Here is a 19579-nt window from a genome sequence, read left to right on the forward strand (position 1 = left end):
ATTGCACCTCAATTTTTTTCTTTCTCCTTCTTTGATTTTACCACAAACACAAAGAAAATAGTAGCATTTAGATGAAAAAATAACATAATACATTAAAAATATTATTTTGCACATATATAAAAGCGCCATCAAAACAGAGGTCGTGCAAAAGCCCTCATTTCATGCTATTTTTAGATAATTTCGGTAAACGGTAAGTAAAAAAATAGAAAAATTTTAAATAATTTTCTAAAACCTATTGACAAATGCAAAAGATTTGATTATAGTTAATATTATAATAAATGAAAGCGCAAACTTAATTCGTCAGAGGTAATAACATGACCAGATTTAAAATTGAGGACGATTTCTATTTAGACGGAAAACCGTTCAAGATTTTGTCCGGCGCCATTCATTATTTTAGGATTCCAGCAGAGGATTGGTATCATTCTCTCTATAACTTAAAGGCGCTTGGCTTTAATACAGTCGAGACCTATGTGGCTTGGAATTTACACGAACCTGTTGAAGGGGAGTTTGATTTTGAAGGTGCCAGAAATTTGGAGAGATTTCTTCAAATTGCACAAGATCTAGGTCTCTATGCCATTGTACGCCCGTCTCCATTTATCTGTGCGGAATGGGAATTTGGTGGCTTGCCGGCTTGGCTCTTGACAAAGGACATGCGAATTCGCTCGTCCGACCCGGCCTACATCGAGGCTGTTGCTCGCTATTATGACCAATTATTGCCAAGGCTTGTGCCTCGCTTGTTGGATAATGGTGGAAACATTCTTATGATGCAAGTCGAAAATGAATATGGCTCTTATGGAGAAGATAAGTCTTATCTACGAGCAATTCGGAAATTGATGGAAGACCGAGGGATTGATTGCCCACTCTTTACTTCAGATGGCCCATGGAGGGCTACTCTGAAAGCCGGAACCTTGATCGAAGACGATCTCTTTGTGACAGGAAACTTCGGTTCTAAAGCTCCGTACAACTTTTCACAGATGCAGGAATTCTTTGATGAGCATGGCAAGAAATGGCCCCTCATGTGTATGGAATTCTGGGATGGTTGGTTCAACCGTTGGAAAGAACCCATCATCACTCGTGATCCTAAAGAATTGGCAGAAGCTGTTCGAGAGGTATTGGAGCAAGGCTCTATCAACCTTTACATGTTCCATGGTGGTACAAACTTTGGTTTCATGAATGGTTGCTCGGCTCGAGGAACTCTGGATTTGCCGCAAGTCACATCTTACGACTATGATGCCCTTCTCGATGAAGAAGGAAATCCAACTGCTAAATACTTAGCAGTCAAGAAGATGATGGCAACCCACTTCCCAGAGTATCCACAGTTGGAACCACTCTATAAGGAAAGCATGGAGATAGGGTCCATTCCATTGGTCGAAAAAGTTTCCTTGTTTGAAACCCTGGATAATCTCTCTAGTCCTACTGAAAGCCTCTATCCAAAAGCGATGGAAGAACTTGGTCAAAGTTATGGCTACCTTCTCTACCGCACTGAGGCAAGTTGGGATGCAGAAGAGGAACGTCTCCGTATCATCGATGGACGTGACCGAGCTCAACTCTTTGTAGATGGTCAATGGATTGCTACTCAATACCAGACAGAGATTGGTGAAGATATCTACTGTCAGGGCAACCGAGAAGGCTTTTCAGAGATTGACATCTTGATTGAAAATATGGGGCGTGTCAACTACGGACATAAGTTCTTGGCAGATACGCAACGTAAAGGAATTCGTACAGGTGTCTGCAAGGATCTACATTTCTTACTGAATTGGAAACAATATCCACTGCCACTGGATAATCCTGAGAAAATTGATTTTTCAAAAGGATGGACAGAAGGACAACCAGCCTTTTACGCTTTCGACTTTACTGTTGAAGAGCCGAAGGATACCTACTTAGACTTGTCTGAGTTTGGTAAGGGAGTTGCCTTTGTCAACGGGCGTCACTTAGGACGTTTCTGGAACGTCGGCCCGACCCTCTCACTTTATATCCCTCATAGTTATCTCAAGGAAGGTGCTAACCGCATCATCATCTTTGAAACTGAGGGCGAATATAAAGAAGAGATTCATTTAACTCGTAAACCTACACTAAAACACATAAAGGGGGAAAACTTATGACAATTGTAGGATGCCGTATTGATGGACGTTTGATCCACGGTCAAGTAGCCAATCTTTGGGCTGGAAAACTAAATGTTTCACGCATTATGGTTGTAGACGACGAAGTTGTTAACAACGATATTGAAAAGAGTGGTTTGAAACTTGCGACACCACCAGGTGTGAAACTCAGTATCTTGCCAGTTGAGAAAGCAGCAGCAAATATCCTTGCTGGTAAATACGATAGCCAACGTCTCTTTATCGTTGCACGTAAACCAGACCGTTTCCTTGGTTTGGTCGAAGCAGGTGTACCGCTTGAAACACTCAACGTCGGCAATATGTCTCAAACACCAGAAACTCGCTCTATCACACGTTCTATCAATGTGGTAGACAAGGATGTGGAAGATTTCCACAAACTAGCAGAAAAAGGTGTGAAACTCACTGCTCAAATGGTTCCAAATGATCCAGTTTCAGACTTTTTGAGCTTATTAAAATAGGAAAAAATTTTTAGGAGGTCATTGTTATGATACAATGGTGGCAAATTTTACTTCTCACTTTGTACTCAGCTTATCAAATCTGTGATGAGTTGACAATCGTTTCATCTGCAGGTTCCCCTGTATTCGCTGGTTTCATTACTGGTTTGATCATGGGAGATGTGACAACTGGTTTGTTTATCGGTGGTAGCTTGCAGTTGTTCGTTCTCGGGGTTGGTACCTTCGGTGGTGCTTCTCGTATCGACGCAACTTCTGGTGCGGTTCTTGCAACAGCATTCTCTATCTCTCAAGGTATTGATACAGACCTTGCGATTACAACAATCGCTGTACCAGTAGCAGCACTTTTGACATACTTCGACGTTCTTGGACGTATGACAACTACTTTCTTTGCACACCGTATTGATGCTGCGATCGAACGCTTTGACTACAAAGGTATCGAACGTAACTACCTACTTGGTGCGCTTCCATGGGCTCTTTCTCGTGCCCTTCCAGTATTCTTCGCTCTTGCTTTTGGTGGTGCTTTCGTACAATCAGTAGTAGACCTTGTTAAAGAATACCAATGGGTTGCAGACGGTTTGACTCTTGCAGGTCGTATGCTTCCAGGTCTTGGATTCGCTATCTTGCTTCGTTACCTTCCAGTTAAACGTAACCTTCACTACCTTGCTATGGGATTCGGTTTGACAGCTATGTTGACTGTTCTTTACTCAAACGTAACAAGTCTTGGTGGAGCAGTTGCGGGTATCCTTGGTACTCTTCCTGCTGAAGTTGCTGAAAAAATTGGCTTTGTTAACAACTTCAAAGGATTGTCTATGATCGGTATCTCTATCGTGGGTATCTTCCTTGCAGTTGTTCACTTCAAGAACAGCCAAAAAGTTGCTGTAGCAGCACCTTCTACACCATCAGAAAGTGGGGAAATCGAAGATGACGAATTCTAATTACAAACTAACAAAAGAAGATTTTAATCAAATCAACAAACGTAGCTTGTTTACTTTCCAATTAGGTTGGAACTACGAACGTATGCAAGCTTCTGGTTACCTTTACATGATCTTGCCACAATTGCGTAAAATGTATGGGGATGGAACTCCTGAATTGAAAGAAATGATGAAAGTTCATACTCAATTCTTCAACACTTCTCCATTCTTCCACACAATTATCGCTGGTTTTGACCTTGCCATGGAAGAAAAAGATGGTGTGGGTTCAAAAGATGCCGTTAACGGTATCAAGACAGGTTTGATGGGACCATTCGCTCCTCTTGGAGATACAATCTTTGGTTCACTTGTACCTGCTATCATGGGATCTATCGCAGCAACTATGGCGATCGCTGGGCAACCATGGGGTATCTTCCTTTGGATCGCAGTTGCAGTTGCTTATGATATCTTCCGTTGGAAACAATTGGAATTTGCCTACAAAGAAGGGGTTAACCTTATCAACAACATGCAAAGTACCTTGACAGCTTTGATTGACGCTGCATCTGTACTTGGTGTCTTCATGATGGGTGCTCTTGTAGCAACAATGATCAACTTTGAGATTTCTTACAAATTGCCAATCGGTGAAAAGATGATTGACTTCCAAGATATCTTGAACTCAATCTTCCCACGCTTGCTTCCAGCAATCTTTACTGCCTTTATCTTCTGGTTGCTTGGTAAGAAAGGTATGAACTCTACTAAAGCGATCGGTATCATTATCGTTCTTGCAGTAGGTCTTTCATTCATCGGTAAATTCTTGCTTGGAATGGGCGCATAATTTATGAGTAAATCATTAATTTTGGTGAGTCATGGTCGTTTCTGTGAAGAACTTAAAGGTAGCACAGAAATGATCATGGGTCCACAGGACAACATTCATACAGTGGCTCTTCTTCCAGAAGATGGCCCAGAAGAATTTACTGCAAAATTTGAAGCTGCTATCGAAGGATTGGATGATTTCCTAGTCTTTGCAGATCTTCTCGGTGGTACACCATGTAACGTGGTGAGCCGCTTGATCATGGAAGGTCGCGACATTGAACTCTACGCAGGGATGAATCTTCCAATGGTGATTGAATTTATCAATGCCAGCCTTACAGGTGCAGATGCGGACTACAAGAGCCGTGCTGCAGAAAGCATTGTGAAAGTCAATGATTTGTTAGCGGGCTTTGATGATGACGAAGATGAATAAGATGTGACTTAGGGCATCTTATATAGAATATACATGGGAATGGGAGTCAATCCCATTCCCATATTTTCAATAGGAATGAAACAACAATAGATTAGAGGAACTCTATGCTAAATTACACAAAAGAAGAATTACTTGAACTGGGTGCAGAAATCACGACTCGTGAGATCTACCAACAGCCTGATGTATGGAAAGAAGCTTTTGAAGCCTATCAAGCAAAACGTGAAGAAATTGCAGCCTTCCTACAAGGGATTGCGGATAAACATGACTATATCAAGGTCATCTTGACGGGTGCTGGTACTTCTGCTTATGTGGGAGATACCTTGGTACCATACTTTAAGGAAGTCTATGACGAACGCAAATGGAATTTCAATGCTATTGCGACAACTGATATTGTTGCCAATCCAGAAACTTATTTGAAAAAAGATGTGGCGACTGTCCTTGTTTCCTTTGCTCGTAGTGGGAATTCACCTGAAAGTGTGGCGACGGTTGATTTGGCTAAGGCCTTGGTGGATGACCTCTATCAAGTGACCATTACATGTGCTGCAGATGGTAAATTGGCTCTTCAAGCTCATGGAGATGACCGCAATCTCTTGCTTTTGCAACCAGCTGCTTCTAATGACGCTGGATTTGCCATGACTTCTAGCTTTACATCTATGCTACTAACAGCTCTCTTGGTCTTTGATCCTACAGAATTTGCTGTGAAAGCTCAACGTTTTGAAGTTGTGTCTAGACTTGTCCGCAAAGTTCTAGACAATGCAAAAGATGTCAAAGAGTTGGTTGACCTCGACTTTAACCGTGTTATCTACCTAGGCGCTGGTCCTTTCTTTGGACTTGCTCATGAAGCTCAGTTGAAGATTTTGGAATTAACAGCTGGTCAAGTGGCGACCATGTATGAAAGCCCAGTTGGCTTCCGTCACGGTCCAAAATCATTGATCAACGAAGATACAGTTGTTTTGGTATTTGGCACAACGACAGACTACACTCGCAAGTACGACTTGGACTTGGTTCGTGAAGTGGCTGGTGATCACATTGCTCGTCGTGTTGTGCTTTTGAGTGATCAAGCCTTTGGTCTTGAAAATGTCAAAGAAGTAGCCCTTGGCTGTGGCGGTGTTTTGAACGATATTTACCGTGTCTTCCCTTACATCGTTTATGCTCAACTCTTTGCCCTATTGACTTCACTCAAGGTAGAAAATAAACCAGATACACCATCTCCTACTGGCACTGTAAACCGTGTGGTACAAGGTGTGATCATTCATGAATATCAAAAATAAGGAAGTGTCTATGAGTAAATTACAATTAAGTCCCAATAAAGTAGCTTGCTTGCAAAAACTCTCTGACGAGAACGGCATTATCTCAGCTCTTGCCTTTGACCAACGTGGTGCTTTAAAACGCCTCATGGCTCAATACCAAACAGAAGAGCCAACAGTGGCTCAAATGGAAGAACTTAAAGTATTGGTTGCAGATGAATTGACAAAATACGCATCCTCTATGCTTCTCGACCCTGAGTATGGTCTCCCAGCTACAAAAGCGCTTGCTCCAAATGCTGGTCTTCTCCTTGCTTATGAGAAAACTGGCTACGATACAACTAGCACTAAACGCTTGCCTGACTGCTTGGATGTTTGGTCTGCCAAACGCATCAAAGAACAAGGTGCAGACGCTGTTAAGTTCTTGCTTTACTATGACGTAGACAGCGCTGACGAACTCAACCAAGAAAAACAAGCCTATATCGAACGCATCGGTTCAGAGTGTGTGGCGGAAGACATTCCATTCTTCCTTGAAATCTTGGCTTACGATGAAAAAATCGCTGACGCAGGTTCTGCAGAATACGCCAAAGTAAAACCACACAAGGTTATCGGTGCTATGAAAGTCTTCTCAGACCCACGCTTTAACATCGATGTTTTGAAAGTGGAAGTTCCAGTCAACGTCAAATACGTTGAAGGCTTTGGCGATGGTGAAATCGTACATACTCGTGAAGAAGCGGCAGCTTTCTTCAAAGCGCAAGACGAAGCAACTAACTTGCCATATATCTACTTGAGTGCAGGTGTATCAGCTAAACTCTTCCAAGAAACCCTTGTCTTTGCTCACGAATCAGGCGCAAACTTCAACGGCGTTCTTTGTGGCCGTGCAACCTGGGCTGGATCAGTTGAAGCTTACATTAAAGATGGTGAAGCAGCAGCTCGTGAGTGGCTACGCACAACAGGTTTTGAGAACATTGACGAACTCAACAAGGTTCTTCAAACAACAGCGACTTCATGGACTGAACGTGTGGAAGCATAAAACAAGAATAGAAGCCCCCCTTTTGTTAAGAAGATACTTAAGGTTTTCTGACAAAGGATTCTGAAAATAGAAACTACAACCATAGATGGTGAATACACTCTCTATGGTTTGTTTACTTAAGAGAAATGGATCAAAGGAGAGAAGAATGAAAGCATACACAGAGCGTGTATTTGGAAATCATGAGGGCAAGGATGTCTTGGCTTATCGCTTTGAGACTGATGGTGGTTACCAGCTTGAAGTTATGACTTATGGTGCGACCATCTTGCGCTATGTCACGCCTGATAAGGCTGGAAATTTTGCCAATGTTATCTTGGGTTTTGATGACTTTGATAGCTATGTAGGGAATAGTCCCAAGCATGGAGCTAGTGTAGGTCCTGTGGCAGGCCGTATTGCAGGTGCGACCTTTGAGCTTAATGGTAAGACCTATGACCTTGAGGTCAACAATGCTAGCAACTGTAACCACAGTGGTTCAACAGGTTGGGATTCGAGCTTGTTTGAACTAGTTGAAGTGAGCGACCATGGATTGACTCTCTATACAGAGCGTACAGATGGGACAGGAGGGTTCCCTGGTAACCTCAAGATCTGGATCAGCTATCACTTGGAAGAAACTGGTGCCTACGAAGTCAGCTATAAGGTGACGACAGATCAGGATACGCTTGTCAATCCAACCAACCACAGCTATTTTAACTTGTCTGGTGATTTCACGCAGACGGTTGACCGTCATGTATTCCAACTAAACACAGAGGGCATTTACCCAATCGCTCCCGACGGTGTCCCAGCTAAGACTCCAGACGCTACTCGTGATGTGGTTAAACATATCTACAATGGTGCTTTGTTGAAGGACATCTTTGCAGAGGAAGATGAGCAAATCCAGTTGGTATCTGGTTTGGATCACCCATTTGCTCTTCCCGCCGGTCATGACAATGCTGGTTTCCTTTATGACCAAAACTCAGGTCGCTTCCTACTTTTCAAGACAGAGGCCCCTTGCTTTGTGGTCTACACAGCAAACTTTGTGGATGAGAGTGTGCTCATCGGAGGCCAACCAATGGTACAGCACAATGGGATTGCCCTTGAAGCGCAAGCTTTACCAGATGCCATTCACAGTGACCTCAAAGACCAGGTCATTCTCAAAGCAGGGGAAACTTTCACTAGCAAAACTCGCTACGAGCTTGTTGTAAAATAAAAAGAAGAGCTGGTTTCCAGCTCTTTTGAGTTGTCTTCGTTGACATTTTATCTCAATAGTGTATAATTGATGTAATTAACAAAGTTACAACAAACAAAAGGAGACACCACGATGACTTATGCATACCAAAGCCACATTTACCTAGCAGAAGTGGTTTTAAATGTCAAGGATTTGACGCGTCAAACGGCTTTTTATCACCAGATTATTGGCTTGGAGATTTTATCCCAAACAGAGACAGAGGCGATTTTGGGACTTGGTAGAAAAGCCTTGGTCCACTTGATTCAGGCAGAAAAAGCTGGGGAAGTAAGGGAGCATTATGGGCTCTACCATCTGGCGATTTTGTTGCCGACACGAAAAGCCTTGGCAGATGTCCTGAAACACTTAAGTGATTTGCGCATTCCTCTGGTCGGAGGTGCGGATCATGGATACAGTGAGGCCCTTTATCTGGAGGATTTGGAAGGAAATGGCATTGAACTCTACCGTGATAAGCCAGTTTCTTCATGGGATATTCGAGAAGACGGACGCATTATCGGTGTGACAGAGGCCCTTGCGGCACAGGATATCTATGAGTTAGGGGAAAAGGTAGATCCCTTTATCCTAGCTGAAGGGACGAGAATGGGGCATATCCATCTATCAGTTAAGGATAGCCGCGCGGCGAGTCAGTTTTATCAAAAAGTGTTAGGGTTAGAGGATAAATTTAGCATCCCTAGTGCTAGTTGGATAGCGGCTGGTCAGTACCATCACCATCTGGCCGTCAACGAATGGGCTGGAAAAGGTCTAGCTCCGCGTAAATCTGGCTTGCCTGGCTTGGCCTACTATGTCCTTGAGGTCGAAAGTAAGGAAGAACTCTTAGCCATCGTTCAGCAAGCACAAGAGCTAGAAGCACCGATCAAGTGGATAAATTCGAGTGAACTGGATCTTGTAGACCCAGATGGGATTGTGACTCGCATTCGCTTGGCACGATGAGACGAGGAAAACACGTCATTTATTTTAGAGACATAGAAAAAGGCGGATAAGCTCGTATTCTGTTTTTAGAATGCGGACTTGTTCGCTTTTTATATTTAAGGTTAGACTTTTGTCCCAACTCATTTTGAGTTCCGTGCTGTTGTGATGACATTAGATATAACTTTACTAGCCCAAGGCTTATTTTCCTTTTTTCTGGGTCTCAATTCTCTCTAACATTCTGTTTTTACGCTCCTCCAGTTCTTGGATTTGCTTGAGCAAAAGATCTGAAAAGTCACTATCGAGTTCTTCAGCCTCTCCACTACTATACCAATCTAAGGCGACAATGTGATTATTTTTATCAAAGCAGAAAATCACATCTCCATCACCGATGATAGACAGAAAAGGGATATAATTTACAAAGCCTAGTTCATGTAATTCTTTGGTCTTCAGTCGAATATCTAGAAAATCAGGTATCTCATTTGCAATGCCGTAAACCTTAATACCACGGCAAAATGTCCAAAATGGTGCCACATCAAATGCTTTAGCTCTAGGCCACAGTTCCTCCCTGACTTCCATATAGAGTCCACCTAGGGGTGACATGGTAAACTCTTTAAAGTCGTATGGAAGACTGATTTGATACAGTTTTTCAAAATCTTCTATATCCTCTTCAGAGGGTTCATTTCCCATGCAGGCTACAACTTGGTAGGTTTTAGAATCATAATGATGAAAATAATCATAGACTTTTTCTAGTGACATGACTACACCTTTCTATCCTAGGTAAATATATTCGACAACCAAATCACAAAGCTGATTATCCTTATCATAGCCAAAGTACACAGGATAGACACCATCTCCAAAACCTGATTGGATCATCGGAATGCTTAGGTCAGTGTTGGGGATTTTAAAATTAATCCAATCCCCACCCTCACGTTGATAAAGGGGATTGTCTATGGCATTTTGAGCAAAAACTGCTGCAAAGAAATCGTCGTAGATATTTTTGTCAGGATTTTCTTTATACCAACTCTCTTCAAAATCGCAGTAGGCATTCTTGGTGTCAACGTCCACTATCGTTGCCAGACCTGCATCAACTGAAAATCCAAAATAAGAGTCTTTTTCAACAGCATCTAAATCTTCATCACCACTTAATGCTTCATAGTAAGTCACTGGCACTTGATCTGTAAATTGGATTCTCGTTGCTACATACCTGTAATGGTCTTCTTCTATCTTGGCTACTAAAGTTTTTAGTCTATATGTTCCTTTGGGAACAGATTGTAAGTAAGGCTTTTCCTCTCTACGGAGCCAGACCAAAGGATCTCGGACCAGAATTTCTCCACTAGGAAAAGTCACTTCCCCCATATCCAAAACAAAAACTCCCATGTCCTGTATTTCTTTCCTATCAAAATAGTCTGCATAATTGATAGACGAAGTGAGCAGGTGTTTTATTTCTTGGTATTTCTGTAACCACTCTTGTGAAGTTTGTATTTTTTCCATAAACAGCTCCTTTCTAAATCTTCTATCTTATGCTTTTATTTCCCTAATTATCGAAAAGATTAGGTCTTTAAGACTTTCTGCGACATACACAACTTCATCAGGATCATGAATATAGCAAAGAATCTGACCTTCTTTTCCTTCTTTGTCAGGATCAAAATCCAGCATCAGGAAACAGCTGTCACAATACTCCATCCCTTTGAAAATACTCATCTAGTGCGGATATATTCCCCTTTATAATATCACCTACAATTTGTGGAACAGATTTAAAATTTCCTATATCTTTTAATTTGACCATTTTAAGTCTCCTACAGATTATGTACTCATCTGTTATAATTTATTTCCCCTAAAGGAAGCGGATCAGGATTTAAGCTTACCCAGAGAACCGAAAGTTCACACAAACGTTCGGTTATAGTATCTTCATCACTGTCTTTTGCACGGATGCTGGAAATCAGTTCCTTAGTTTCTTCCAGTTCTTCTTCGGAAAGTGGTGTACCTGAAGCGAAATGATTTGGCAGGGATTTCAGCATGTTCCGGTAGTGTTTATCCCAGTTGACACCGCCATTTCTATAGAGCTCATCCTGTACGCGCCCTGTTATACGAATCACTTCGCCTTGTACAGTTTTTGCTGGTCCGCTTGAAGGAATGAGTAAATCCCAAAGCTCGTTATACTGCTCCTTCCAAGAACCTTTTTTTACAATAATAGGAGAAACTCCGTCATATATCTTGCGTTTTGGAGCAGGCTTTACACCAAACAGTGCATAGAGTTTCTCAAGCCCTGCTTCTGTTTCGGCCAAGTAATCTTTATTAAAGTTTTCTCTGTGAAATTCAAAATCCTTACCGATTAGTTCGACTCTTTCTGCCATATCAGGGGTTACCTCAGCGCCCGCCTTTATGAGCATTTCTGCAATTTTTGCTACCTGTGCAATATTCATATTCCTACAAGTAGCAAGGGCTTCAGCTAAAGGAGTTCGTCCCATATCAGTTTTGGGATTAACATCTGCACCTTTTTCAATCAAAAAACTGACTATCTTAGGTCGGAAAAACCCTGCTGCCGTATGTAGAGGTGTACTCCCATATGTATCAGGTTTTTGTATATCTCCGCCTAATTCATACAGCAGTTTTACAGTATCTCTCCCCAAAGTGGCATGTTTATATAATGGTGTACGCCCATAATAATCAGGAGTATTTACATCTAAACCCTGTTCCACCAGCCAGATAACAAGCTCATCAGGAACACCTCCAAAATGAAGTGCTGTATTTAAGCTGTATCTGCCGTCATGAGCAGTAAGCTCACATTTATCATATACGGCTTTAAGAGCTTCAATATCTCCTGCTGTAATCAGTTCATCAAAATTTTTAGGTAAGGTCACTCTTTTTTTGGCCATTATTTTTCTCCTTATGTTAAAAATCCACATTTTACATTTTTAAGACCACTTCAGTCCATTAAGATTTTTTAAAACCATAGACTTTCCATCGTAGTCGTTTTTCAGCTCGACTTCTTTTTCTTTAACGGATATGTTGTTGTACCAGTGGTCTAAACTGGCATATTTCCCTGTATGGATATTGATAAGCATGCTTGTTATAGGATTCCAAGTGCCCTTCTCCACTGTTTCTGCAAGCAAATAATAGGCATCTAAAAATATGAGATTTCTTCCATAGATCCAAAATGGAAGTTGAATATTTAATAAAAGCAATTTTGCAGAAAAAATATCATCTCCATGTGGCGGCACGGTTTCATAATGAAATTCTATCTCACTCCCATAATATGCTATCGTTGCTCCTTCGCAACCGATGCTTTGAGGAATACCCTCCTCAGCTACTAAAAATTCCATGGGCTTCTCCTTATATTGTAATTGAATGAACCCCGATCAGACTCTCCACGTTTACAACCAGATAGTAAAGGTAATCACTTGTTTTTTATAGGTGACAAAGATTTTTCCTCTAAACAGACTGACGAGGTGCTGGGCCATGGAGAGACCAATGCCATACCCAGAGGTGGTTTGGTTATTGTGTGATGTTTCGGCACGGTAGAAGCGATCAAAGAAGCGTTTGATATTGGCAGGCTGCCCATCCTTGTAGTCGTTAGACACAGTGATACAGGTGCGTTTGCGTAGGAGATAGGCTTTGCGTTTGAGAGTCAGACGGATGGTGCCTGCTGGATCACAGTATTTGCGGGCATTGTCGAGCAAAATACTGAGTAATTCGTAAAATTCCTCCTGAGCAACTTTTTCTATGATATCTGCTTCAATCAGGCTTTCAAAGTTTTTATCTTCTTTTTTAAAGAGGGGAGCAAAATCTGTCGCAACTTTCTCAGCAATAAGCGAGATATTTTGAGGAGCTAGTTTGATATCCTCTTGCTCCTCGAGCCGAGCAAGTCGGATCAGTCTTCCAATCAAGTGGTTGAGACGCTCGGTCTGTTCTTTGGTACTGATGCTCCACTCGGTCTCTCCTTCCATGAGTTCCTGAAGCTCCGTATTGGCCGAAATGATAGCCAGCGGTGTTTTGAGTTCATGACCTGCATTAGTGATAAACATCCGTTGTTTTTCATAGTTCTTGACAAAGGGACGGATAACAATCCCAGAAATCAAGGTAAAGAGCAGAGCAAGGAGAAATAGGCTAGCCAGCGATAACCAGATAGATACTTGAAAGAGGGTGTCGCGTTCGCGAATGTAGTTGGTAGCTTCAAAGAAGACTAGGAGCTTACCCGAAGCTGTCTGACTAATCTGGTAGGTGAAGTAGCGCCCGTTGCGAGTAATCGTGCCATAGGTTTCCGGTTTTTTAAGAATTTTCTGGAGAAAACCTCTGACGTCTGCTTCAGTCAGTGATTGGACATTCCCTAGAGAAATAGTGTAGTCATTCCCTTTTTCTCTGACAGAGAAATACTGAAAATTGTAGATAATCCCTTCCTGGATGTTCTTTTTGGTGAAACTTTCCTTGATTTCATCTGTGATTGGGAGTTCGCCTTCATTTTTAGACAAGATGGAGAGGACGGTTTGGATATTATCCTCTGTCTGAGTATAGACGATGCTATTCATCAAGACCAGAAAGAAAGCAAGAATCAGAGCGATAGCAGCAGTGGCTGTGACAATAAACTTGATACGTAGTTTTCGAAACATCTAGTCTCCTCCTATCAGTTGGAAAGGCCCTTCTGCAGATCCTAAGATTTGCAAGTTGGACTGAACGCTTTGAAGTTTTTGGCGGAGATAGGAAATATAGAGAAAAACGAGCTCGTAATCACTTTCTTCCAGCTCCTCTGGCCAGACTTGCTCTAGTAGTTGTTGACAACTGAGGGTCTGGTTAGCATGCTGGATGAGGAGGGTCAAGAGTTGAGTCTCCTTTTTCCCTAAACGAATGCTGTTTGTAGCAGCTAATTCTTGTTCGTCAATATCCAAGCGAGTATTTCCTAATTGGACCGTATCTGGGGTATAGTCCTCCAGACGGCGGGCAGTAGAACGGAGCCTAGCCAATAGTTCCTTGAGAGAGAAGGGTTTAGTCAAGTAGTCGTCAGCACCTGCATCGAGTCCGGTTACACGGTCATCTACTTCAGCCATGGCTGTCAGCATGATAACGTGGGTCGTATTGCCCAACTGGCGAATTTCTTTGAGGGCTTCGATTCCTGTCTTGATCGGCATCATGATGTCAAAAATCATGAGGTGATAGTGGTTAGTTGTAGCTTTTTCGACAGCATCTTGTCCATTAAAAACAGAATCAACGTTATAGCCTTCCCGTTCTAAAGCAACAGTGATGACGCGATTTAGTTGAGCTTCATCTTCGGCAAGTAGGATTTTCATAGGTTCTCCTTAGTCTTGGTCAGATCGCTGAATCAAATCACGGATGGTCTGCATGGTCAAGTCGCATGAAGCAAGCTCATCGGCACAACGTTTGAGCTCACGTGTGATTCGCTCAGGATTTTGGATGTTTTTCTTATATTTCATCTGATGCTCAAGGCTGGCCCAAGAGTCCATAGCAATCGTGCGTAGCTGGATCTCAATAAAGTAGGTACCTTGGTCATTTCCCAGACAGTCTGGGTAGGGGGTAGTCACTTCGAGAATCAGATGGTAAGAACGGTAGCCATTGGGTTTGACCTGACGGATATAGTCTTTCTCTTTAAAAATATGGATGGTGGGTATCTGGCGAATATAGTCAACGATGCGGTAGATATCATCTGTAAAGCTTGTGATGATCCGAACACCGATAGCATCTCGGATTTCTTTAAGAGCAGATTGACTCGTCTGAGGAAGGCCTTTGCGTTGGCATTTTTCACGCATACTTTCCTCGGTTTTGATACGCGCATGCAAATGCTCATATAGTTTGAGGGAGGTTTCTTTTTTGTAATTAGCTGCGGCTTCTTCCATATCTTCAATAAAGGTCTGCAAGATAGTGGGTAAGTAGACTTCGCAAGGGCCATAGATAGAGTTCATAGGCTGGTCCATTCTAAGAATGACTCGTATTGCTACGAGCATAGATTCTAATAGTATTTGTCATTCTATTATACCATGAAAGCGATAGCAGGGTGAGATTCTATTGATAAAGAGGGAACGAGAATTTTGACAAAGGAGTCCATTAGAGATATAATGAAGAAAAAGTGACCAAGGATAAATCAATGACAAACTCAAAGTATATTACACGGCTCAAACGCTCAGAAGGCCAGTTGCGTGGTATTCAAAAAATGATAGAAGAAGAGCGTGATTGTGCAGATATCATTACCCAGTTGACAGCGGTTCGTTCGAGTGTGGAGCGCGTGATTGAGATGATCATTACCGAGAATCTCACAGCCTGCATCAACCAACCCCTAGACGACCCTGAGGCTCAAAAAGAACGCTTAGAAAAGGCTGTTCAGTACCTAATCAAACGAAAATAGTAGTTCTCTATGTGATAGAACAAGATAAGAAAGTGGATCACCGGAGGGGAAAGATGACAAAAGAAGAGCGAGCAGAAAAATGGTTTCAGAGTATTCCTGAGACAGAAGCCATTCCTATGCAAACTAAAATGGAGATCTGTAGTCAGGCAGCGAAGCGAATGGCGCTTATCTGGCTTGGCCTACTTGGTGTGGAATGTTTGTTCCTATTCTGGATCACTGGAGGCGAACTTTTTAATCAAGTAGCGGACTTTCTAAATCAGCTATCAGAAGGGAGCCCCACAAAAAATCGATATAGGGGTCTCGCACTCGCAGGTACTCTTATTTGTCTGCCTGTCTTGATTTTGCCTAGCGTTGTTGCCCATTTCTTTAGACAAGTTTGGATTCAAAAAGAGACTGAAAAGGTTGTCAAAGAGATGGCCCCTGTTACAAGTGATCAGCCTTATCTAGATGGAGATGAGGGAGAAGATTTTGCGAGTATTTCCGGAAGAATCTTTGCGGATTGGGTGCTAGATGATGGTGAGAAGGAACAAAATGGCTTTGAACTTGAGGAAGTATGGCAGCAACTAGCAGCTGTACAAGATGGTGATAGGGATTTTCTAACTTTAATACCTCAGCAGCCAGTTAAACTAAAGGGGAGTCAGCTTGTATCGGATTTTGTACAGGTTTGTCAGGATGAAGATTCGGACGCTTTTCGTTTTGAGATCAGTATTGCCGACGCCGAACGAATCAACGAGAATGTAATCTACGAAAAAAATGGTCTGAGCGAGAAAGAAACTCAAGACTTGCTTCGGGCATATTTGGAGAACAGAGTCACACCGGACCTAGAAGACTGGGAAATTGTACTAGATATGCGGACAGATGAGCAGCAAAATATCACAATCTATCAGGAAATAACCCAATTGCTAACAGATGATAGTGAGGTACGATCTCGTTTGACCTCCTGTTTTGAGTCACCGAAAGCCTATTTCAAGCAGTATGCAGAGAGATATGACGAGCGGGGCATAGGCGAAGGAGTCGATGAAGCTACGATAAAATGGCTTGCTATTGCTGATGAACTGCTCGCTGTGAATACAGTGATTGAGTTAGACTGGAAGACAGATAAGGATGAATTTCTGTACCAATTAACGCCTCTGGCAGCTAAACAAACTCTTGATTTGGAGGAGAATTGGTTCGACGAGGATGACATCCTTACTTGGTGTAAGATTTTGGACGAAAGATGGGCTGGACACGATTTCTGTCTTGCTTGTATGGATATTAATAGTGATAGTTATGTGCTATTTATCTGCAAGAGGGATATTTTGGAAAAATTAGTCACTCTGAGTCACACAATCAATCAGCGTTTCGGCTATGCAAAAAATATGTAATGGCTAGTGTATTTCAAGGAGGGAGTTCAAGATGATTTTTGTTATACCCATCGGACAAATCGCGGATATACCTTGTGGCTATGCGGTGGAAAAGATGGGCTTGCTGGCTGGAAATCATGCCCATCCTAACAGTTGGGGTTCCGTCTAAGATAACTTGTATGAAAATGAAAGAAACCTAGAGATGCTTGGATATAAATTGGAAGAAAACCCATTTTGTGGTATAATTAAAGGTAGTAAGACAAGTTAAAGGAGGCCAGCAAATGGAAGCATACGAAAAAGTAGTAGAGATGCTAAATGGGCTAGATATTCCCTTTGAAATCGTGGAGCACGAGCCAGCCTTAACGACGGAGCAGGCAGATAGTTTTATCGAGGGAATCGAAGGTGTCCGTACCAAAACCATGTTTCTCACCAACAAAAAGAAAACAGCCTATTATCTCGTGATTATGGATGACAAAAAACGTTTGGATATGGACCTCTTGAAAGACTTGGTAGGAGCCAATAGAATCCGTATGGCTTCCTCTGAGAGCCTATTTGAAAAAATGAGCTTGCCCGCAGGCGTTGTCTCTCCATTTGGCTTGCTGAACAATACTGATAAGGACATTCAGGTTTATTTTGACAAAGAAATCATGTCTGAAAAACGGATGAGTTTTCACCCCAATACCAATGAAAAAACTCTCTTTTTAGATACGACAGATATACTCAAATTTCTAGAAGCCATTGGTTACGAAGCTCATATCATCGAGTTATAAAGATTAAAGAAACCGACTAAGTTCATCTTAATCGGTTTTTTTGATTATTCTACTTGCCCAGGCCAAGCATTCATACCACCTTCTACGTTGGTAACGGTGAGGCCTTGGGAACTGAGAAATTGGCAGGCAGATGCAGAACGCACTCCACCTTGACAAATGACATGGTATTCATGGTCAGGTTTGAGTTCTTTGTAGCCTTTCTCCAAGGTACTTAAAGGCAGATTTTTTGCACCTGGTGCATGTCCTGCTTGGAATTCATGTACTTCACGGACATCGATAAGATTTAGATTTTCATGTTGGTATTTTTCATAAAAGTCAGCCATGCTGATACTAGTTTCCATATTCTACTCCTTCTGGCTTAGCCATTTTGTATAGTGAATAAGCGCCGTCAAGGTTTTGGACGGTAAATCCTGCTTGTTTGAGGATACGCTCTGCGATATAGCTGCGCAAACCGCTGTGGCAGCTGACGATATAGGCTTGGTTCTTATCCAGTTCGTCCAAGCGTTCCCGTAGTTCGTTTAGGGGGATGTGGATGGTATCGACTTTGAGTCGGCCACTCTGGAATTCGCCACTTGTCCGTACATCTAGGAATTTCTTGCCCTTGTCCAGTTCATCTTCTAGTTGGTACCATTGAATATTGTCGCTTAAACCTTCGATTAGGTTTAAGGCTGCGTAGCCCAGCATGTTGACGGGATCCTTGGCGGAGCCAAATGGTGGCGCATAGGTGAACTCCAATTCTGGTAAGTCAAAGACGGTGAGATTCCCCTTGATAGCAGTTGCCAGGATATCGATTCGCTTGTCAACGCCTTTCTTCCCAACTCCTTGGGCACCGTAGATTTTGCCACTGGTTGGGTCAAAGAGGAGTTTCAAGGTCATATCAGTAGCGCCTGGATAATAACCAGCGTGGTCTTTCCCGCTGACATGAAGCGCCTTGTAAGGGAGTTGATTCATGCGAAGGATGCGTTCGCTGAGACCAGTCGAAGCGGCTGTCATATCAAAGGCACGAACGATAGCAGTGCCGATGCTGCCCTTGTTTGTACGACCGAGTCCTGCTATGACGTCCGCCACTTGGCGTCCTTGACGATTGGCAGGAGAAGCGAGAGAGATGAGGGCATCTTGGCCTGTAATCTCTTGCTTGACGACGATGGCATCCCCAACTGCAAAGATATCTTTTTGACTGGTTTCGTAATGTTCATCGACTAGGATACCACCACGTAGTCCGAGTTCAATCCCAGCTGCCTGAGCCAGTCTGTTTTCAGGCTGAACACCGACAGATAAGATAGTGAGATCAGAAGCGATCTTTTGCCCGTTTTCGAGAACGATGACTTTTCCTTGATCTTCAAATCGAGTCGCAGACTGAGAAGTGATAACGCGAACGCCGTTTTTGACCAATTCTGCTTGGACAAAGGCCGCCATTTCCTGATCTAATGGTGGCAAGACATGGGGTGCTTTCTCCACGATGGTGACTTGCAATCCACGTTTTGCCAGATTTTCAGCCATTTCAAGCCCGATAAAGCCTGCACCGATAACGACAGCTTCTTTTGGATGATTGCCCAAGGCTGTCATAATTTCATCGAGATCAGGAACATTGCGAAGTGTGTAGGCATTCTTAGTTTCTGCCAAACCTTCAATGGTAGGAACAAATGGTTTAGCTCCTGGAGAGAGGATCAGCTTGTCGTAGCTTTCTGTGAATTCCTGCCCATCATGCCGCACCGTCACAGTGTGTTCTTCTGGCGAAATCTGGATAACCTCGTGAAATGGTCGCACATCGAGATTAAAGCGTACCTTGAGACTTTCAGGAGTTTGAACCAATAAACTATCACGGTTTGCAATTTCTCCTGAAACATAGTAAGGAAGCCCGCAGTTTGCAAAGGAAACAAAGGGACCTTTCTCAAAAATAGTAATCTCAGCATCTTCCATCAGACGTCTGAGACGTGTTGCGGCGGACATTCCGCCTGCCACTCCTCCGATAATGACAATTTTCAT

General features: G+C 42.6%; 21 protein-coding genes and 1 pseudogene. 12 read left to right on the top strand and 10 right to left on the bottom strand.

Annotation, left to right across the window (positions count from 1 at the left end):
• The first annotated feature begins 314 nt into the window (after window positions 1–314).
• The 9 genes from GOM47_RS00305 to GOM47_RS00345 all read left to right on the top strand — a co-directional run bounded on the left by GOM47_RS00305 (window position 315) and on the right by GOM47_RS00345 (window position 9149).
• Window positions 315–2102 carry a glycoside hydrolase family 35 protein gene (locus GOM47_RS00305; RefSeq protein WP_000196619.1) on the top strand — a complete coding sequence of 596 codons (1788 nt, stop codon included), beginning with the start codon at window positions 315–317 and terminating at the stop codon, window positions 2100–2102.
• The gene (locus GOM47_RS00310) at window positions 2099–2575 is read left to right on the top strand and encodes a PTS sugar transporter subunit IIB (RefSeq protein ID WP_000156968.1); all 477 of its coding nucleotides are present in this window, start codon (window positions 2099–2101) and stop codon (window positions 2573–2575) included. The genes GOM47_RS00305 and GOM47_RS00310 overlap by 4 nt, the downstream gene beginning before the upstream one ends.
• A gap of 26 nt (window positions 2576–2601) precedes the next feature.
• Window positions 2602–3507, top strand: a complete 906-nt coding sequence (locus tag GOM47_RS00315; RefSeq protein WP_235080709.1) for a PTS mannose/fructose/sorbose/N-acetylgalactosamine transporter subunit IIC — start codon at window positions 2602–2604, stop codon at window positions 3505–3507.
• Window positions 3494–4315 carry a PTS system mannose/fructose/sorbose family transporter subunit IID gene (locus GOM47_RS00320; RefSeq protein WP_000185287.1) on the top strand — a complete coding sequence of 274 codons (822 nt, stop codon included), beginning with the start codon at window positions 3494–3496 and terminating at the stop codon, window positions 4313–4315. Before GOM47_RS00315 ends, GOM47_RS00320 begins: the two co-directional genes overlap by 14 nt.
• A 3-nt stretch (window positions 4316–4318) precedes the next feature.
• Window positions 4319–4723 carry a PTS sugar transporter subunit IIA gene (locus GOM47_RS00325; protein ID WP_080702733.1) on the top strand — a complete coding sequence of 135 codons (405 nt, stop codon included), beginning with the start codon at window positions 4319–4321 and terminating at the stop codon, window positions 4721–4723.
• A gap of 104 nt (window positions 4724–4827) precedes the next feature.
• The gene (locus GOM47_RS00330; RefSeq protein WP_042901933.1) at window positions 4828–5994 is read left to right on the top strand and encodes an SIS domain-containing protein; all 1167 of its coding nucleotides are present in this window, start codon (window positions 4828–4830) and stop codon (window positions 5992–5994) included.
• 10 nt (window positions 5995–6004) lie between these two features.
• A complete protein-coding gene (gene lacD / locus GOM47_RS00335) occupies window positions 6005–7000 on the top strand; it encodes a tagatose-bisphosphate aldolase (RefSeq protein ID WP_042901976.1) in 996 nt (331 codons plus the stop codon).
• A 145-nt stretch (window positions 7001–7145) separates the two neighbouring features.
• Window positions 7146–8183, top strand: coding sequence for an aldose epimerase family protein (locus GOM47_RS00340; protein WP_000649398.1), 1038 nt, complete (start codon window positions 7146–7148; stop codon window positions 8181–8183).
• Between the two features lie 111 nt (window positions 8184–8294).
• On the top strand, window positions 8295–9149 hold the full coding sequence (locus tag GOM47_RS00345) for a VOC family protein (protein ID WP_235080710.1): 855 nt from the start codon (window positions 8295–8297) through the stop codon (window positions 9147–9149).
• A gap of 177 nt (window positions 9150–9326) precedes the next feature.
• Here GOM47_RS00345 and GOM47_RS00350 read toward each other — a convergent pair whose 3' ends face one another.
• The 8 genes and pseudogenes from GOM47_RS00350 to GOM47_RS00385 all read right to left on the bottom strand — a co-directional run bounded on the left by GOM47_RS00350 (window position 9327) and on the right by GOM47_RS00385 (window position 15040).
• Window positions 9327–9884: an SMI1/KNR4 family protein gene (locus GOM47_RS00350; RefSeq protein ID WP_235080711.1), complete on the bottom strand. Its 558-nt coding sequence runs from the start codon at window positions 9882–9884 to the stop codon at window positions 9327–9329.
• A gap of 12 nt (window positions 9885–9896) precedes the next feature.
• Window positions 9897–10619: a DUF4241 domain-containing protein gene (locus GOM47_RS00355; protein ID WP_235080712.1), complete on the bottom strand. Its 723-nt coding sequence runs from the start codon at window positions 10617–10619 to the stop codon at window positions 9897–9899.
• A 27-nt stretch (window positions 10620–10646) separates the two neighbouring features.
• Window positions 10647–10808 (bottom strand): annotated as a pseudogene (locus GOM47_RS00360) (SMI1/KNR4 family protein); the annotation flags it as partial.
• 131 nt (window positions 10809–10939) lie between these two features.
• Complete coding sequence (locus tag GOM47_RS00365) at window positions 10940–12004, bottom strand: ankyrin repeat domain-containing protein (RefSeq protein ID WP_235080713.1); 1065 nt, start codon at window positions 12002–12004, stop codon at window positions 10940–10942.
• A 39-nt stretch (window positions 12005–12043) separates the two neighbouring features.
• Entirely contained in the window at window positions 12044–12451 is a 408-nt protein-coding gene (locus GOM47_RS00370; RefSeq protein WP_235080714.1) for a hypothetical protein, read from the bottom strand.
• Between the two features lie 51 nt (window positions 12452–12502).
• Complete coding sequence (locus GOM47_RS00375) at window positions 12503–13735, bottom strand: sensor histidine kinase (protein WP_235080715.1); 1233 nt, start codon at window positions 13733–13735, stop codon at window positions 12503–12505.
• Window positions 13736–14410, bottom strand: coding sequence for a response regulator transcription factor (locus GOM47_RS00380; protein WP_235080716.1), 675 nt, complete (start codon window positions 14408–14410; stop codon window positions 13736–13738).
• A 9-nt stretch (window positions 14411–14419) separates the two neighbouring features.
• Complete coding sequence (locus GOM47_RS00385; RefSeq protein ID WP_414930295.1) at window positions 14420–15040, bottom strand: GTP pyrophosphokinase; 621 nt, start codon at window positions 15038–15040, stop codon at window positions 14420–14422.
• 182 nt (window positions 15041–15222) lie between these two features.
• On the opposite strand from GOM47_RS00385, the gene GOM47_RS00390 reads away from it, so the two are divergent.
• From GOM47_RS00390 to GOM47_RS00400, 3 genes are all read left to right on the top strand, one after another.
• Complete coding sequence (locus GOM47_RS00390; RefSeq protein WP_000185163.1) at window positions 15223–15480, top strand: metal-sensitive transcriptional regulator; 258 nt, start codon at window positions 15223–15225, stop codon at window positions 15478–15480.
• Window positions 15481–15533: 53 nt separating this feature from the next.
• Complete coding sequence (locus GOM47_RS00395; protein WP_235080717.1) at window positions 15534–16844, top strand: DUF6630 family protein; 1311 nt, start codon at window positions 15534–15536, stop codon at window positions 16842–16844.
• A gap of 260 nt (window positions 16845–17104) precedes the next feature.
• Window positions 17105–17593 carry a prolyl-tRNA synthetase associated domain-containing protein gene (locus GOM47_RS00400; RefSeq protein ID WP_000388668.1) on the top strand — a complete coding sequence of 163 codons (489 nt, stop codon included), beginning with the start codon at window positions 17105–17107 and terminating at the stop codon, window positions 17591–17593.
• Between the two features lie 44 nt (window positions 17594–17637).
• Here GOM47_RS00400 and GOM47_RS00405 read toward each other — a convergent pair whose 3' ends face one another.
• Together GOM47_RS00405 and GOM47_RS00410 are read right to left on the bottom strand one after the other, a co-directional pair.
• The gene (locus tag GOM47_RS00405; protein ID WP_235080718.1) at window positions 17638–17934 is read right to left on the bottom strand and encodes a rhodanese-like domain-containing protein; all 297 of its coding nucleotides are present in this window, start codon (window positions 17932–17934) and stop codon (window positions 17638–17640) included.
• On the bottom strand, window positions 17924–19579 hold the full coding sequence (locus GOM47_RS00410) for an FAD-dependent oxidoreductase (RefSeq protein WP_235080719.1): 1656 nt from the start codon (window positions 19577–19579) through the stop codon (window positions 17924–17926). The genes GOM47_RS00405 and GOM47_RS00410 overlap by 11 nt, the downstream gene beginning before the upstream one ends.

Origin of the sequence: Streptococcus oralis (genome assembly GCF_021497945.1) — a bacterium.
Lineage (GTDB): Bacteria > Bacillota > Bacilli > Lactobacillales > Streptococcaceae > Streptococcus > Streptococcus oralis_BR.